Genomic DNA, 15,791 nt, shown 5'->3' on the forward strand with positions numbered 1-15,791 from the left:
CAGCCCGGCTCCGGCATATCGCTGGAACAAAATGGGGAATACAGCAATATTTGAAAATGGACCGTATTGAGGAATTGGTAAGGGAATCAGAAGCAGCTTGAAAACATGAAATCAGATTCAGGTCATCAGAGAAAGTGCGAATAATTCTTGACACTATCAGTTTATAAGTCACGGCAATGTAATTGCTTCTAATTAAATTCCCGTCTGAAAGTAACGGAGCCCCCCGAGTTGTGAACAAACTGGATACTCTACATGATTTGTATGTGCAATTATCGAACGACAGGGGGCTCAGCGGGTTTTTGATAATTTATTTTTAATTTCTGGGAAAGCAAGTAATTTTTCGTAAAGAGCGTTGGCCAGATATTTGTTGCCGTAAACTGAATAATGGCCATCAAACATTAAGTGCATCGGCTGTTTTTTGACCTCATCGGTCAAATCTATAAATATAATACCCTTTTTTGCCAATTCATCAGACAAGAATTTTCTCCATGGAATTTCCTTAGTATAATCATCGGGAGTAGGTATGTAAACAGCAACAAGGGTGCTGCCCCTTTCTATATTGGCCTGGCGTAACGATTCAAAAATCTTTAAAGCAATTTTACGGATTTGCTCGTCATCTTCCTTGGGTAATATTTTTACCCCGGTGTCCTTTTGGATTTTTTTTAGGAGATTAAATACCTTAAACCTCCTCATAGCCTGAGTAGCTATTGTAAGCTTTGGAGTATAAGTATCATAATGAGGCACAGGCACGTTTTCAAGAACAAGCGCGTCATTTTGTAATTTAAAAACAGGTTTTTGATAACCCCAGAAAGTTTGCTTTTTAGCACGCCTGAAGTCATCATCAATAAAAGCAAATACATGTATGTCGTGGTCAAATTTCCTTCCGTCACGCATGTACCAAAGATATGCCTGATCAACACCATAGCCCCCTTCTCCCATGTTAATAGTTTCCAGTCTATCATCTATAGAAGTAAGGAGTTGACACCATGTACTGTCATTATCCACATCAACGCCAAGCGTGTGTGAATCTCCGGAGCAGATAATTCGTGTTTTACCCGATGGAACTTTTAAAGTAAAGTCATTATTATTGCGAAATGATTGAGAATTGGTCCTGAAGTAAATACCCGGTCCATACAAGTCCTTAATATATACATTTGGTTTATTGACCCATCCTAATAATTCATCATATCGTATATGCAAAGCCTCGCGAAGCTGTTGAGGGGTGAAAATATCAATTGTGAATATTATAACACTGGATAAGCCTTCAATTATTATAAAGATAAAAAGAGTTAAGAACAATAAAAAAATAACTGACTTTACAAGCTTCTTCAATTTAGTGCTCTTTCCGAAGGACATATTTTTTGTCCACGTATGGCTTGCTATTTAGAATATTTTCTATCAGCAAGAGATAATAATTATTGATTGATATTGAGATACATTTGAGAGTTTTATTATATTTAATCTCGCGTCTAAAAGGCAAATCATATAATTCAGATAGTGGGTCACTGACCTGCTACCTAATTCTGTGGATATCGATACTGAAAAAATTCCGTTGATTTTTAATCGGAAAGATAGTAACTTTGATATGTAGTAAAATTATTACGGAGGCTGGAATGGATATTATTTCAAAAGACGAACTTATTAAAAAGGTTGGCGACCTGAAGGTCCTTCCCTTTGTGGCAAGAAAGGTGCTTGAGACCCTGAAAGATGAAAGCTGTACCATTGATGATCTTACCAATATTATAGAGAAGGACCAGACAATCGCGGCAAGAGTTTTAAAAATATCAAACAGCGCGATGTACGGCTTAAGACAGGAAGTCACCAGCCTTCATCAGGCTATCCTGATCCTTGGATTTAAAACCATCAGAAGCCTGGTCCTGTCTGTTTCGACAAGGTCGCTTTATAAAAATTTCGGAATGAAAGAAAAAATATTATGGGACCATTCGGTCGGCGCGGCCATTGCCGCTAAAACGATCTCTGCCGGCTTCGGCTCTGAAATAGTAGAGGTTTCCTTCATAGGCGGTCTCATGCATGATTTCGGAAAAGTTGTGATGAATAACGAGACGCCGGATATCTTTGCCGAGGTGATAATGAAAATTTACAATGAAGGAGCTGACTCGGTAGCCGCCGAAGAAGAGATTTATGGATATAACCATGCCGAGATCGGCGCAGGAGTTGTGGAGAAGTGGGGGTTCTCGCCTCTTCTTGTGGAAATTCTGAAAAACCACCATTTGAAGGGCATAAAACTTCCGGGTATTAAAGACCCCTTAATTGCAAAAGGCATCGCTATTGCAAACCTTGCTGACTATATTTGCAAGTTCCTGGGAATAGGATACAGGGACCCTGACGATACGATCGAACTGTATAAACTTCCTTCAGCAGTTTTTCTTAATTTGCATAAAGACAGGCTGAATACTTTAGTTAATAATATTGAAGATACTTATAATACAGAAAAAGCCATCTTTGAGTGAAACAGTCCTTGGTTTTTTGACCTAAAAGGATAATTACGGTAAAACAACGTATCCCCCCTCAATCAGATAACGTTTGATTGCATCGGCTGCAGCAAGATGACCTTCAGGCCCCCAGTGTCCATGAACATTGAAAGCCGCTCCTTTTGTAATTTTTTCTGAGAAGTATGGCCTGAGGGAGAAGCATTTGGCTTTATTGTTTGTCTGGCACATAGAGAAAAAAAACCTCTCGTCCTGCGTCAGTCTGGTTTTATCGGTAATTTCGTTTCCAGACGGTAGATATACGAAAACTGGAACCGCATTAATATTATCTGTTACTTTTATGATTTCGTTCAATATAGCCGCTGTAATCTCTTCTTGTTCTTTTTTGAGCAACCCGGTTGATTCCATATATCGGTGGCGAAAAATAGAATATATATGGAAAATTTTAAGAGTAGCCCAGTCCCACTTCAGGATATAATCAGGGCTTGGGACCGGAACGCCTACAGTCTTGAGTGTTCCATCATCAAAAATGAATTTCGGTTTTGCGTAGTCCCTGAATCTGAGGAGGTTTCTTGACATATCCATAGGAAGGAAGCCTATGATTACAATATCCGGTTTATATCTTATGCCTTCTTCCCTGAGTAAAATCAGCATCTGATCATGTCCGTAGCCATGCACGCCCATGTTTATGACCTCGATATTGGGTAGCATCTCCTGGAGATAGTAAGAATATGTTTCGTTATCGCTTACTTCATCACCGAATGTAAAGGAGTCTCCAAAAATCAATATCCGCACTCTATTTTGGTCCTTGTCATAAGAATAATCCTTTTTCCCCCTGAACCCTTTTGAGTTGGTATTTAATACTTTGTTGCCGAATACTTTCATATCTCTAAGATTGGGCTTTGATATCCATCCTTTTGAGGGGTCATAAATATCAAATTTATAGAAAATTTCATTGCCGGAATTTTGATGCCTTTGAACCCACATACGACGCCACCAATAGTCTTCATCTTCCCAAAGTCCTGAAGAAACTTCGGGCATTAAAAAAGCTATCCTTGCCGAACCCTCAATTACAATGATTAAGAAAATGACATACAGCAAAACACTAAGAAATCTCTTCTTCTTACCCATATTATTTAATATGCGATCTTCCTTTTGTTCATGTTTGGACTATTTTCCTCTCCCACGTCCTGGAGCAGATTGTTCTCCAGCAGGAAACGCGATATCGCCTCCGCGCTTATCTCATGACCATTTTCTGTAAGGTGCCAAACATCATAGAATCCTGAGTTGTTAAGAAAGAAAATATCTTCCTTGCGATGCTGCCTGAACGGTGTCAGCAGATCAATGCAGGGAATGGAATTTTGCCTGCAATATCGGGCAATATTTTCCTGTGGGAAGAAAGGGTAGTCCTTATCAAGTTGATAAGCGAGCGGGAAGACAGCGATTATCAGTTTTGCATGATCCGCTTCAGTTGCATTGTGCAATTTATCATATACAGATGTAAGCCATTTCCACTCCGGAGAAGTTTCATCGAGCAGTACTTTTATGCTGAGGGTATCTTCGCCTGTTATGTATGTTGGCACTTTTGACTTAACATCGGGGGTGTTCTCAGTCTTTTCCAGGAATAGGAGATCAATTCCTCTTGTTACGGAGTTATATAGCTCGGAGCGCTCAAGCAATGAGGGCTTATTTTCGACGAGATCAGCCTGCTGCGCTCTTTTTAGTTTTTTTAGTCTTGGGATCGCATGGTTTCTGTCATAGTCAATATTGGGTATCGCCTCATCCGGAATGCTGACAAGTCGTTCCTTGTGAAAGCCCCACCACTGGAGCCTTGGATTTGCTACATCGTTCATACAGAAAGCGACAATTACAATGTCAGCTTCAAACTCCCTGCCTTTTGAGAGGTAGAACTGTAGTTCATTATATGCAGAGTATCCTGAGACACCGGAATTAATGACATCAACTGCTTTGAACTGTCTGCGCAATGTTGTTTGAAGGCGTTTTGGAAATGTCTGGTCCTTTGAAACTCCAACCCCGTAAGCGATTGAATCTCCAAGAACAAGAATTCTTAAAGTGCCTGCGGGTTTTGGAATGACAAATTTATCATCACGCAATCCCTGAGAACTGATTTCAGGGTGTTCCGGATTCAAACCATAAAGAAACGGCGCATCGACCACTACATGCAGCGGGAAAAACTTGGTTTGATTAACAGGCTGGACCTGGTGGTCCTGCTTGTTCGGGGTAACGGAAGCGGTTTGCTCGGAATAAGAAAACCTTTTTACCGCGTGATAGCCTCTTAACGAAACTTCAAGAAACATCAGGCACAGCAAAGTTGCAGCAAAAAACAAACACAGGTTGAGTACGATTCCGTTAAGTTTCATATGAAATGGGTCTTATATTTTTTCATAAAATGATAAAATTTAATTTATAGTTGTTAGCGAAAATTCTTGATATTATATAAACATTAATCAAAAGATTGATATACTGACAATCTTTTTTTTTGGTAAAGTTATCTCTTGAAAAACAGTAAAGATAGATTCTGTCCAAAATTATTTGAAATACAAGGTAGTTGCTTTAGGAATAATTCCTGCTTCTTCCGCTCTTGAGAGGAGTTCTGTTACGGCGTTTTCACCTTCAGTGCCGATATCAAGAGAGTAATCATTTACGTACAGGTTAATGTGCTGATTGATGACATCGTATGAAAGTTCCTGGGAATGTTTTTTAATATACTCCATCGGTTCGCTGCGATTGCCAAAGGCGTATTCAACGCTTTTTTTGATTAACGAATTAAGCTTTTCAATAATCATGTCACCAAGGGACCTTTTCGCAAGAATGCCTCCAAGGGGAATGGGCAGGCCGGTCTCTTCCTCCCACCATTCGCCGAGATCGATCACCTGCTTTAACCCATAAGAAGGATACGTGAACCTGCTTTCATGGATTATCAGGCCGGCGTCAACTTCTTCATTTGCAACTGCGTCCATTATTCTGTGAAAAGGCATTTCAACAAAGGCAGAGGGCAGAGGGCAGAGGGCAGAGGGTGAAAAAAAAGCGGGGTCATAAAGTTGCAGCAACAAAAAGGCGGTAGTCAATTTTCCGGGGATGGCGATCTTTTTGCCGAGCAGTTCTTTCATTGTGTAATCGTGTTTCACCACTACGAGGGGGCCGCAGCTTCTTCCAAGCGCGCCTCCAGCTCGCAGGAGTCTATATTTATCTCTCAGGTGACCGAATGCATGGCAGGAGACTTTAGTCAGATCGAGTTCGGCATTCAGCGCTTTTTGATTCAGGGTTTCAACGTCAAGGAGGACCTCTTTGAATTTAATATCATTTGTATTAATCCTGCCGTGAATCAAGGCATAGAAGATAAAGGTGTCGTTAGGGCAGGGGGAGTAACCGAGTGAAAGAGTGTTCATATTAAATTGTTTTTAGCCGCGGATTGCGCAGATTATCACAACAGATAAAAAATACATTGATTAACGTAATTATCTGAGGTTAAATTTTAACTTACTACAGACTAAATTCAGTTTGTTCTTAATCTGCGTAATCAGTGAAAATCCGTGGCTTAGAATATTTATTTCTGCTGTTTGTTTTTGTAATCCTCGATAGCTTTGTGCAATGCGTCCGCGCCGAGGTTTGAGCAATGCATTTTCTGGGGCGGCAGGCCATCCAGAGCTTCCGCAAGAGAGGCCTTTGTAATTTTCAGGGCCTCGTCAAGGGTCATGCCCTTTGTCATTTCCGTTACCATGCTTGATACGGCAATGGCTGCGCCGCAGCCGAAGGTCTGAAATTTCGCGTCAACTATTTTTTCGTCTTTTACCTTTATGTATATCTTCATTACGTCGCCGCAGACAGGATTGCCCTCTGTTCCAATGCCGTCTGCGTCGGGCATTTCACCTACGTTTCTCGGGTTTGTAAAGTGGTCCATTACTTTCGCGCTGTACATGTAGAATCCTCCAATCCTTCCCATCCCTTGGCAAAGGGGGAAATTTCTCTTAACCGTTTTATGACTTGAGAGAATGTTTCATTGAAATAATTTATGTCGTCTTCCGTAGTTCCTTCCCCGAGCGTAAATACTACAGAGCCCTGGGCAAGGTGCGCCGGGATGCCGATCGAAATTATGACCGGCGAGGCCTTTAAGGCCTTTGAACTGCAGGCAGAGCCGCTTGCCGCGTAAATGCCTTTAGCCGCCAGGAGCAGCATCATGGCTTCGCCTTCAATATATTCCACCACAAAACTTGCATGGTTAGGCAGGCGGTTCTCAGGGTGTCCCGTGAGTATTACTTTATCTACCTTGAGGGTATTTTCGATCAATTTGTCCCGAAGGGGCCTCACGTGGTCGGTCCTTTTTTGCAGGTCTCTTTTTGCAAGTTCCGCTGCCTTGCCCATTCCGACTATTGCGGGGACATTTTCAGTGCCTGCCCTGCGTCCGCCTTCCTGTATTCCACCGTAGATCAAAGGCACTATCCGGATACCTTCTTTCACGTAAAGTGCGGCTGCTCCTTTGGGCCCGTAAAACTGGTGGGCCGCAAATGTGAGCATATCTACGCCGAGTGACTGGACGTCAACAGGGATGTTGCCGACTGATGCAACCGCATCCGTATGAAAAATTACACCCTTCTTTTTTGCGATCTTGCCGATCTCGGCAATAGGTTGTATTGTGCCGATCTCAGGGCTTGCGTGAATGATGGAGATCAGTATGGTCTCTTTTATGATCGCCTTTTCAACGTCCGCCGGATTTACAATCCCGTTCTTGTCAACCGGAATATAGGTTACCGCGAATCCCGATTTCTCAAGGAAACGCGCAGTGTTTAAAATTGAATGATGTTCGATCCTGGAAATAATGATGTGCTTGCCCTTGCTCTGGTTGGCATAGGCAATGCCTTTCAACGCAAAATTATTGGCCTCGGCGCCGCTTGCCGTAAAGATTATCTCTTTTGCCTTGGCATTGACCAGTGAAGCTGTGCGTTCTCTTGCGTCTTCAATGGCCTCACGCGCCTTCACGCCGGACTCGTATACGCTTAACGGATTTCCATAATGCTCCTTGAAATAAGGAAGCATCGCGTCAAGGACATCGGGATGCAACGGATTAGTTGCTACATGGTCGAGATATATTGTTTTCATTTTGACTCCTTCAGCTTCTTGATATAAAACTTGTAATGGTCAGTATCTTCATAGATCCCTATGAATTCGTTCCCGGTTTTATTGCACCAATCGGGAATATCTTCAAGGGCGCCGTCATAGTCTGTCAGTATTGATAGCACCTGCCCGGATGTTATTTCTTTTATTTTTTCCTCGATAGTAAGCAGATGCATCGGGCACATCATGTAAATGATATCGGTTGTGGCATCAGCGATCATCGGCTCATCAAGAAATTTGAGCTGCGCTTTATCTTCCAATTTGAATACCGCCTCCGTTGGTCCCAATGTTCACCTCGTCTTTTTTGCCTCTTCTTTCAGCAAGTCATTAAGGCTTATCGTCTCAAGAAAGTCTTCTATCTTCTCGCCGAGAGATTTCCAGAGCAGCCGCGTCACACACTTCTCAATGCGATTACAGCCTTTGGCAGAGGGGCCGAGGCACTGTGTGATGGTGACCGGCCCTTCAAGTGCGTTCAGGATCATATTGATGCTTATCTCTTCAGGTTTTTTGCTTATTGAATAACCGCCGCCCGGCCCTTTCCGGCTTGAAATAAGCTTTGACCTGCGCAGCTTGTTCAACAGTTGTTCAAGATACGCGACGGAAACATCCTGCTTTTCGGCAATCTCCTTAATTGTCAAGGGGCCATTATCATAATTTTTGGCCAGCTCAAACATGGCCCTTACCCCGTATTGAGACTTTGTAGATAGCCTGAGCATGAAAATAGAATATAATAGTTTACTAAACCTGTCAAGTATTGTTTTCAGCACAAGGGCTATATGAAAAGCCTTCAAAATAAGTTAGCATTACAACTGTTTTTTGACTGCTTTGCCGGGCTTCTTTATAATAGATTCGCAAGATATGAAATTACTTCTCATTTCCTTACAATCAAACGCCTCTCTGGTGGGCATTAAATACATAGCCGCCAATGTCCGCTCTCAGAGGCACGAGGTCAGGATATTGCTGCTGCCCGGTTATCTGGAAAGCACACTGCATCCCGAGATCGAGACATTTGTCCGTAATTACAATCCTGATCTTATCGGAATAGGGCTGATGTCAATCGAGTTTTACCCCGCAAAAAACCTTACCCGTCTTTTGAAGGAGAAGTTTGATATCCCTGTGATCTGGGGAGGGCTTCATGTGATTTTGAAACCTGATGAATGTATCAAATACGCGGATTATGTTTGCGGCGGGGAAGGGGAGAATGCTGTTGTTGCATTGTTAGAGCATCTCAGAGACAAAGGGAGGAATGTTGTTCCTGATATTTCAAATATCTGGGTAAATGATAACGGCAGCATTATTAAAAAAGAAGCAGCGCCGGAAGTGGACCTCGACAGGCTGCCGATAATTGAATACCTGCCGGATTACTATTATGTCTTTCATAACGGACAGATAATTAGTTTTGCTCAACACCCGAAACTGTTCCGCAGTTATTCTCTTTACGGCGGCACCTGTCATATGATGATAACGACGCGTGGATGTCCTTTTTACTGCGGGTACTGCGCCAATGCCTACACGATGACGGTGTTCGGCAAAAAGATCAGGAAGAGATCGGTTGAGAATTGCATAGAGGAATTGAAGCTGGTCAAAAAAGACCCCTATGTCATTTATATCAATTTTGAAGACGACTGGTTCTTCTCCCATGACCGCGAGTGGATGAAAAGGTTTTGCGAGGAATATAAGGAACACATCAACCTGCCGTTTATGGTCCGGGTGTTCCCCGGAGTGCTGGACCGGGAAAAGTTATTCATGCTGAAAGACGCTGGATTGAGTCTCGTTATTATGGGGGTACAGACCGGCAGTGACAGGGTCAATTTTGAGATCTATAACAGGAAGGTCCGTTTCTCATCGGTAATAAAGGCTGCGGAGTTGATCTCTGAAAGCAAGGTCGCTCCGTATTATGAAATGATCGTGGACAATCCGTATGAGACGGAAAAAGACCAGATGGATTGCATTGACTCGATGGCCAAACTGAAAAGGCCGTACACGATCTCTCTTGCGCATCTGACCTTCTTTCCCGGAACACTTTTAACTGAGAGAGCGGTCAAGGAAAAGATCGTTGATCCTGACGCGTATCTCACAAGATATATGGTCAAGATCGACAAGACTTATTTTAATAAATTACTTTACATGACCCCGTATATCCCGCGTTTTTTAATTAAATTTCTAAACAAACCGGAAGCCTCAAGGAATTTCATACATCGGTTGCTTACAAATTGCTTTTTCTTTTTTGTGAAAAGGACCATAGAGCCGGCGGTGTTCTTCTTTGTCCTGACAAGAGGCTTGAAGTATAACTTTAACTGGACGGCGCGGACGGTTTTAGGCAACTGGAAGTCAGCGTTGGCAAAGCTACTGTTTAACTTCCTGGGTAAGAGCGACATGAAGTTTGACAAGAGATTAGAGTTGGTAAAAAAAGAAATGCCGGAGCTTTTTGAAAAATAGGCAGCTTTATGTCAGACTAAAGATATTAAAAACACTAATATTCTATTTATTGATTGAAGCTTTTGTGATAAAAAGATAATATAGAACGCCGATGAGATTACTGCTTATTTCATTACAATCTAACGCATATGTTACGGGGCTGAAATACATCGCCGCGAATGCGCGCGCTCACGGGCATAATGTCCGCGTATTGCTTCTTCCCGGATATCTTGAAAACAAACTGAGTCCTGCGATCGAGGATTTTATTTTAGATTACAGTCCCGATCTGATCGGCGTGGGACTGATGTCAATTGAATTTTATCCCGCGAAAAACCTTACCCGTCTTTTAAAAGAGAAGTTTAACATTCCGGTAATATGGGGCGGGGTGCATGTAATTTTGAACCCTGATGAATGTTTGAAATATGCCGACTACACATGCTGCGCCGATGGCGAGAGGGCGGTTGTTTCTTTGCTTGAACATTTAAGGACAAAAGGGCGGGATGTTGTCCCGGAAATTCCCAATGTGTGGGCCAGGATAAACGGGCAAATATCAAAACAACCTATTGCTCCGCCGGAGAAGAATCTCGACTCGCTTCCTTTCCAGGAATATCTGCCGGACTACTTCTACGGATTTCATAAAGATGGGATATATAATTTCGCGCAGAACCAGCGCCTCTTCCGCAAGTTTGCGTTGTACGGCGGCACATGCCACATGATGCTGACGACCAGAGGGTGTCCTTTTAAATGCGCGTATTGCGGCAACTCCGCCTTCATGTCAATTTACGGCAAGAACGTCAGGGAGAGGTCTGTTGCAAATGTAATCGCGGAGCTGAAAGAGGTGAAGAAGAATCCTTATGTGCTTTACATAAATATTCAGGACGACTGCTTCTTCGCGCACAACCGCGAATGGATCAAAGAATTCTGTACGGAATACAAAAAGCATATAAACCTCCCGTTCCTTGTGCGTGTGATACCCACGATGATGGACAGGGAAAAATTGTTCATGCTCAGAGGCGCGGGGTTAAGCTGGATCGTCATGGGAATTCAGAGCGGCAGCGACAGGGTCAATTTTGAAGTCTACAACAGAAAGATTAAATTCACATCAGTTGAGAAGGCGGCAGGTATAATTGCCGAAACAAGGGCCGCGCCGTTCTATGAACTGATTGTAGATAATCCATACGAGACGGAGGATGAAAAAAGGGAGACCATTACTGCTGTTTCACAATTAAATAAACCTTACACTGCCTCATTGGCCCATCTGACTTTCTTTCCGGGCACTCCCCTTGCGGAAAGGGCAGTGAAAGACAATATCGTCTCCCCTGATGCGTACCTGTACAGGTACATAGTCAAAATAGACAAGACATATTTAAACAAGCTGCTTGATATTACTCCCTACATTCCAAAGGCGGTTGTAAAGTTCCTCAATAAGCCGGAGGCATCAAGAAGAGTGATGCACCGGATACTTTTAAACAGTTTAGTTCCCGTTATAAAGAGGACCATTGAACCGGCTGTATATTTTTTCATTACCACACGGGCCTTGGATTACAACATAAGCTGGACAATAAGGACAGTCCGCGGCGGGTGGAGATCTGCAATATCAAGAGTCATCTTTAATTTCCTCGGCAAAGGCGATCTCAAATATGATCAGAAGATGGAATGGGCCAGGAAAAACATGCCGGCGCTGTTTGAGAATTAATTAGCGTAAATCTCTTTTATCTTCCCGTAAAAATCTTCTTGTCCAACAGGCAGCGCCTCTGTTCTTTCCATCAGGATATTATTAAAAACATACGCGCACAAATCCGACACATCGCCTTCTTTTACGAGTGTAAGGCTGATAGGAAAGTAGACGTAATTTCCCGACTGTACAGACCGCCTGGCGCAGAAGGCTATGTCGTCAAATAAGGGTTTGCCGTCGCAGCTCAGGTTTCTCAGTATAAGGTCTGACTTTGCGTATGCAATTGAAAGGAGGCGGGTGTCTGCCGGATCTATGAAAATTAAATTGTCGTTCAGATGTTCTCTTATCTCCAATATGGCGTGCTGAAGTTTGGATGAGAATTTTTCGGAAAAGGAAACCACTATGCCTATGTCATCAGTGAAATATTTTAATAAGAAGGCATTGAGGACTTCAAATGACAGCGAAGGGAACCGGAGGTTTGTAAAGAAAATAATCTTATTTTTATTTTGCAATTTCTTTAAGATCAAAACTTCATTTTCCTTCAAATCTTCCGGGACGCCTACTAACGAAGGCATTATCTCAAATTTGTCTTTCCCTTTGTAATGGGTTGCTGCAACATCATATGTATGTTTATCGCCGCAGATGATCCTGTCCGCCCATGAATAGGAAAGGTTGAGCAGCTGCTGTCCCCCCATCTTGCTCCTTAACTGTCCGAAAACAGAAAAAAGCTCAGGGTGCATTGTTATCAAAATTCTTTTGAACAACATCCTCCCGAATGCGACCGCTGTCACCAGCTTCATCAATCCTGGACGGGTGTAGCCTTTTGTGAGAAAGTGGATAACATTGCAGTTGAGGCCGTAGCGCATCAATTTCATGATGAAGTCGGAATAGTTTTTAATATCGACAAATTCTTTTTCGATTGAGGGATTTTCGGAAATGTTCAGGACAACACAGCGGTGGCCTTCCTGTTGAAGGTGATTAAGCAAGGTCAGGTTATGAAGGCTCTCTTCTTCGTAAGGGGGAGCGAAGTTCCCGATGAACAGTGTTTTCATTTCAATCGATAAGCATTATGCTTGCAGGGTCGCCTATCTTAATATTGAAGAGTTCAGCGGCATTGTTCTGTTTGATAAAAAGCTCAAGATGTCCGAAGCCGTTTATGGTCGCGGACAAAGTCTGGTCTTGAGATTCAGCGTAATAACTTACAAACGGCAACTGCTTGTCCTGATAGATTACCTTAAATTTGTGTTTTGAATCTACAGGGGCCAATTGCGCTATAGTGTCAATCGTGATGTTGGTTATGGCATTGCCGAAATGGTCCATGGAAACCACCTCGCCGCTGATGGCGCTGCTGTTTGAAAGTACAGGTTTCGGCAGGGAGATTTTAATATAATCATGAATACGTTCTCCGAATTTATGAGAATCCACCCCTTTGGAAAGCCATGCCGCAACCGGAGCAAATATATCTCTGCCGTGAAACGTTGAGCCCTTAACGGGCAGAAAATAATGCGCTGAGTTCAAATGAATGACCTTAAAAAAATTAGAATCCTCCTGTTCAAAAATTTGAGTGAATATGCCGTTATCAGGGCCGATGAAATAATGATCTTCAGTGATGACAAGCAGCGGCCTTCTATCTCCGCCTACTCCGGGGTCTACGACAACCAGATGGATTGTGGCTGGCGGGAAATATTTATAGCACATACCGATTACCTGTGAGGCCTCATATATGTTATGCCGTTCTATATTATGAGTAATGTCTATTATCTTTGCCTGCGAATTTATTCCAAGTATTACACCCTTCACCATTCCCACAAAGGAATCTTTCAGCCCGTAGTCCGTTATTAAAGTTATCATTGGTCTTTCTAACATTTAACTGTCCCTGTTAATTCTTTTAGTGAATTGATCTTGTTTTCCGTCATAAAAGATTTTATTCCCTCAAGTATATCCATTGTAGCTCTCGGGTTGACAAAATTCGCGGTGCCCACAGCGACAGCGCTCGCGCCTGCGAGAACAAATTCAAGGGCGTCTTCTGCAGAGATTATCCCGCCCATGCCGATAATCGGGACGTTAACCGTTTTGAAACATTCCCAAACCATCCTGACGGCAACAGGCCTGATGGCAGGGCCTGATAACCCTCCAGTTATATTTGCGAGACGGGACCGTCTTGTTTTTATATTGATGCTCATTCCGGTAATTGTATTAATTAATGATATGATGTCGCTCCCCGCATCTTCCGCAGCCTTTGCAAATAACTTTATATCGGCTGTATTTGGCGAAAGTTTAGTAATCAACGGCAGACGGGTCCTGCGTCTTACGTCCCGTATCAATTCTTCAAAGATTTTAATGTCCGTTCCGAAGACGATGCCTCCCTTTTTAACATTCGGACAGGAGACATTCAGCTCAATGGCGTCGACTCCAGCGGCTTCCAGGTCCTCCGCAAGTTCAATGTATTCATTAATGGAGGTGCCGAGGATATTCACTATTATCTTTGTATTGAAATTCCTCAAATAGGGTAGCTGCTGTTTGATAAACTCTTTCAGCCCCGCATTCTGCAGGCCAATGGCATTCAACATTCCACAGGGCGTCTCACAGATGCGCGGTCCGGGATTGCCCTTCATCGGTTTCAGGGATATGCCCTTTACAACAATTGCTCCGAGTTGGTTCAGATCAATAAATTCGGAGTATTCCTTGCCGTAACCGAATGTCCCGGAGGCGGTCATAACGGGATTCGTTAGTTTCAGTTTGCCTAAGTTAGTTGTTAAGTTCATTCCCATATGACCTCATTTATCGGAAACACAGGGCCCTCCCTGCAAACTCTTTTGTACCCGTCCGTTGTATTGACTACGCAGCCGAGACATGTGCCCAGACCGCACGCCATATTTTGTTCAAGGGCGATATAACCTTTAAGATTGGATTTTTTTGCGAGATCAGACAGCGCGATAAGCATAGGCTCCGGCCCGCACGCATAAAGGCAGGGCAGGGCCTTGAATGATTGAGAAGATATATACTTGTTGAGGACATCTACGATATTTCCCTTTTCGCCCAACGACCCGTCGTCAGTGGAAATCACTGGTTCAATGCCAAGGGATATTAATTCATCAATGCACAGGAGTTCCTCATGTGTCCGCGCGCCATAGAAACAAAGAGGGCGGTATTTATTAATTGTTTCAGCAAGCCCTAAAATGGGCGCTATTCCAAGTCCTCCGGCCACCATTATTATTTTGTTATCAGAGCGCAGTGAAGGAAAGGCGTTGCCGAGAGGGCCGATAATTTCCAGGATGTCTCCGGGTTTTCTGTTGCTTAAAATACTGGTGCCTTTGCCGGTAACTCTATAGAGGACCTGGAAGTCCCTCCCGAGCCAGCGGTGAATGCTGAACGGTCTCTTCAGCAGAGGGTCAAGGCAGTTGTCTACCGAGATCATAAAAAAATTGCCCGGTTTCGGTTTCCCGATTTTCACAAGGGGGTGAAGCGTTAAAAGGAAGTGATTTTTTATGACCTGCCGGTTTTCTATGACAGATGCTTTAAATAATCTACTCAAATGTTATCTCTAAGATTTCGTACTCAATAGTTCTTGCCGGCGCTTTTACCACTGCGATGTCGCCGGGTTCTTTTCCGATCAGCGCCCTGCCCACAGGTGATGTAATGGATATCTTACGCTCCTTGATGTTTGCTTCTTCGGTGCCGACGAGAATAAACTCATATTCTTCATCAGCGTCTACGTCCAGGACTTTCACCTTCGCGCCAAAGGCGACCTTTGACTGGGTAATTTTTGACGGGTCAATAACTTCGGCAAGGGCGATTTTCGACTGGAGTTCCTGTATCCTGCCCTCCAGGAAGGATTGTTTTTCTTTTGCGGCATGATATTCCGCATTTTCAGACAGGTCACCGTGCGCCCGGGCCTCTGCAATTGCCTTAATATTTTGCGGGCGTTCTATTTTAATAAGCCTGTCAAGCTCGTCCTTGAGTTTTTGGTGCCCGCCCGGTGTCATCGGAAATTTTTGCATGATGAAAATTTTAACAATATGTATTTAATAAAGTAAAGGCAATATATAAAAATAGAGAGGGTTTTGTTCAGTTTATTAAAATAATCCTTTAAAAACCCGTCTATTGACTTAATT

The 15,791-nt window shown here is 43.1% G+C and carries 16 protein-coding genes; 3 read left to right on the forward strand and 13 right to left on the reverse strand.

All coding sequences use genetic code 11. The annotated features are described in order from the left end of the window. Positions 1-288: 288 nt before the first annotated feature. On the reverse strand, positions 289-1,332 hold the full coding sequence (locus HZB61_09910) for a hypothetical protein (protein MBI5056914.1): 1,044 nt from the start codon (positions 1,330-1,332) through the stop codon (positions 289-291). 281 nt (positions 1,333-1,613) lie between these two features. On the opposite strand from HZB61_09910, the gene HZB61_09915 reads away from it, so the two are divergent. Continuing rightward, positions 1,614-2,471, forward strand: coding sequence for an HDOD domain-containing protein (locus tag HZB61_09915; GenBank protein ID MBI5056915.1), 858 nt, complete (start codon positions 1,614-1,616; stop codon positions 2,469-2,471). Between the two features lie 33 nt (positions 2,472-2,504). On the opposite strand, the gene HZB61_09920 is transcribed toward HZB61_09915, so the two are convergent. The 7 genes from HZB61_09920 to HZB61_09950 all read right to left on the reverse strand — a co-directional run bounded on the left by HZB61_09920 (position 2,505) and on the right by HZB61_09950 (position 8,374). Then, positions 2,505-3,581 (reverse strand): SGNH/GDSL hydrolase family protein, encoded by a 1,077-nt coding sequence (locus HZB61_09920; GenBank protein ID MBI5056916.1) that lies wholly within the window; start codon positions 3,579-3,581, stop codon positions 2,505-2,507. Between the two features lie 5 nt (positions 3,582-3,586). Next, a complete protein-coding gene (locus HZB61_09925) occupies positions 3,587-4,831 on the reverse strand; it encodes a hypothetical protein (protein ID MBI5056917.1) in 1,245 nt (414 codons plus the stop codon). 168 nt (positions 4,832-4,999) lie between these two features. Beyond that, the gene (locus tag HZB61_09930) at positions 5,000-5,860 is read right to left on the reverse strand and encodes a 1,4-dihydroxy-6-naphthoate synthase (GenBank protein MBI5056918.1); all 861 of its coding nucleotides are present in this window, start codon (positions 5,858-5,860) and stop codon (positions 5,000-5,002) included. A gap of 158 nt (positions 5,861-6,018) precedes the next feature. Then, the gene (gene nifU, locus HZB61_09935) at positions 6,019-6,390 is read right to left on the reverse strand and encodes a Fe-S cluster assembly scaffold protein NifU (protein ID MBI5056919.1); all 372 of its coding nucleotides are present in this window, start codon (positions 6,388-6,390) and stop codon (positions 6,019-6,021) included. Beyond that, on the reverse strand, positions 6,372-7,568 hold the full coding sequence (locus HZB61_09940) for a cysteine desulfurase (protein MBI5056920.1): 1,197 nt from the start codon (positions 7,566-7,568) through the stop codon (positions 6,372-6,374). The genes nifU and HZB61_09940 overlap by 19 nt, the downstream gene beginning before the upstream one ends. Beyond that, positions 7,565-7,843, reverse strand: a complete 279-nt coding sequence (locus HZB61_09945) for a sulfurtransferase TusA family protein (protein MBI5056921.1) — start codon at positions 7,841-7,843, stop codon at positions 7,565-7,567. The genes HZB61_09940 and HZB61_09945 overlap by 4 nt, the downstream gene beginning before the upstream one ends. A gap of 30 nt (positions 7,844-7,873) precedes the next feature. Then, complete coding sequence (locus HZB61_09950) at positions 7,874-8,374, reverse strand: Rrf2 family transcriptional regulator (protein ID MBI5056922.1); 501 nt, start codon at positions 8,372-8,374, stop codon at positions 7,874-7,876. 67 nt (positions 8,375-8,441) lie between these two features. Between HZB61_09950 and HZB61_09955 the strand changes: the two genes are divergently transcribed. Then, complete coding sequence (locus HZB61_09955) at positions 8,442-10,022, forward strand: B12-binding domain-containing radical SAM protein (GenBank protein MBI5056923.1); 1,581 nt, start codon at positions 8,442-8,444, stop codon at positions 10,020-10,022. A gap of 91 nt (positions 10,023-10,113) precedes the next feature. Then, positions 10,114-11,697 (forward strand): B12-binding domain-containing radical SAM protein, encoded by a 1,584-nt coding sequence (locus tag HZB61_09960; protein MBI5056924.1) that lies wholly within the window; start codon positions 10,114-10,116, stop codon positions 11,695-11,697. Here the strand turns inward: HZB61_09960 and HZB61_09965 are convergent. From HZB61_09965 to greA, 5 genes are read right to left on the reverse strand one after another with little or no spacing between them, the layout of a single operon-like run. After that, on the reverse strand, positions 11,694-12,728 hold the full coding sequence (locus tag HZB61_09965; GenBank protein MBI5056925.1) for a hypothetical protein: 1,035 nt from the start codon (positions 12,726-12,728) through the stop codon (positions 11,694-11,696). The two genes, HZB61_09960 and HZB61_09965, sit on opposite strands and share 4 nt — an antisense overlap. A 1-nt stretch (position 12,729) precedes the next feature. Next, on the reverse strand, positions 12,730-13,527 hold the full coding sequence (locus HZB61_09970; protein ID MBI5056926.1) for an SAM-dependent chlorinase/fluorinase: 798 nt from the start codon (positions 13,525-13,527) through the stop codon (positions 12,730-12,732). A gap of 8 nt (positions 13,528-13,535) precedes the next feature. Next, positions 13,536-14,441, reverse strand: coding sequence for a dihydroorotate dehydrogenase (locus tag HZB61_09975; GenBank protein ID MBI5056927.1), 906 nt, complete (start codon positions 14,439-14,441; stop codon positions 13,536-13,538). Next, a complete protein-coding gene (locus HZB61_09980) occupies positions 14,438-15,211 on the reverse strand; it encodes a dihydroorotate dehydrogenase electron transfer subunit (protein ID MBI5056928.1) in 774 nt (257 codons plus the stop codon). Before HZB61_09980 ends, HZB61_09975 begins: the two co-directional genes overlap by 4 nt. Beyond that, on the reverse strand, positions 15,204-15,677 hold the full coding sequence (greA, locus tag HZB61_09985) for a transcription elongation factor GreA (protein ID MBI5056929.1): 474 nt from the start codon (positions 15,675-15,677) through the stop codon (positions 15,204-15,206). Before greA ends, HZB61_09980 begins: the two co-directional genes overlap by 8 nt. Positions 15,678-15,791 lie beyond the last annotated feature (114 nt).

The organism is Nitrospirota bacterium (assembly GCA_016214845.1).
In the GTDB taxonomy this organism is placed as follows: Bacteria; Nitrospirota; Thermodesulfovibrionia; order UBA6902; family UBA6902; genus SURF-23.

Coding starts and splice junctions, on each gene's coding strand:
- nifU (MBI5056919.1), bottom strand. CDS start 6,390: ATGTACAGCGCGAAAGTAATGGACCACTTTACAAACCCGAGAAACGTA.
- HZB61_09915 (MBI5056915.1), top strand. CDS start 1,614: ATGGATATTATTTCAAAAGACGAACTTATTAAAAAGGTTGGCGACCTG.
- greA (MBI5056929.1), bottom strand. CDS start 15,677: ATGCAAAAATTTCCGATGACACCGGGCGGGCACCAAAAACTCAAGGAC.
- HZB61_09965 (MBI5056925.1), bottom strand. CDS start 12,728: ATGAAAACACTGTTCATCGGGAACTTCGCTCCCCCTTACGAAGAAGAG.
- HZB61_09920 (MBI5056916.1), bottom strand. CDS start 3,581: ATGGGTAAGAAGAAGAGATTTCTTAGTGTTTTGCTGTATGTCATTTTC.
- HZB61_09975 (MBI5056927.1), bottom strand. CDS start 14,441: ATGAACTTAACAACTAACTTAGGCAAACTGAAACTAACGAATCCCGTT.
- HZB61_09925 (MBI5056917.1), bottom strand. CDS start 4,831: ATGAAACTTAACGGAATCGTACTCAACCTGTGTTTGTTTTTTGCTGCA.
- HZB61_09960 (MBI5056924.1), top strand. CDS start 10,114: ATGAGATTACTGCTTATTTCATTACAATCTAACGCATATGTTACGGGG.
- HZB61_09940 (MBI5056920.1), bottom strand. CDS start 7,568: ATGAAAACAATATATCTCGACCATGTAGCAACTAATCCGTTGCATCCC.
- HZB61_09970 (MBI5056926.1), bottom strand. CDS start 13,527: ATGATAACTTTAATAACGGACTACGGGCTGAAAGATTCCTTTGTGGGA.
- HZB61_09955 (MBI5056923.1), top strand. CDS start 8,442: ATGAAATTACTTCTCATTTCCTTACAATCAAACGCCTCTCTGGTGGGC.
- HZB61_09930 (MBI5056918.1), bottom strand. CDS start 5,860: ATGAACACTCTTTCACTCGGTTACTCCCCCTGCCCTAACGACACCTTT.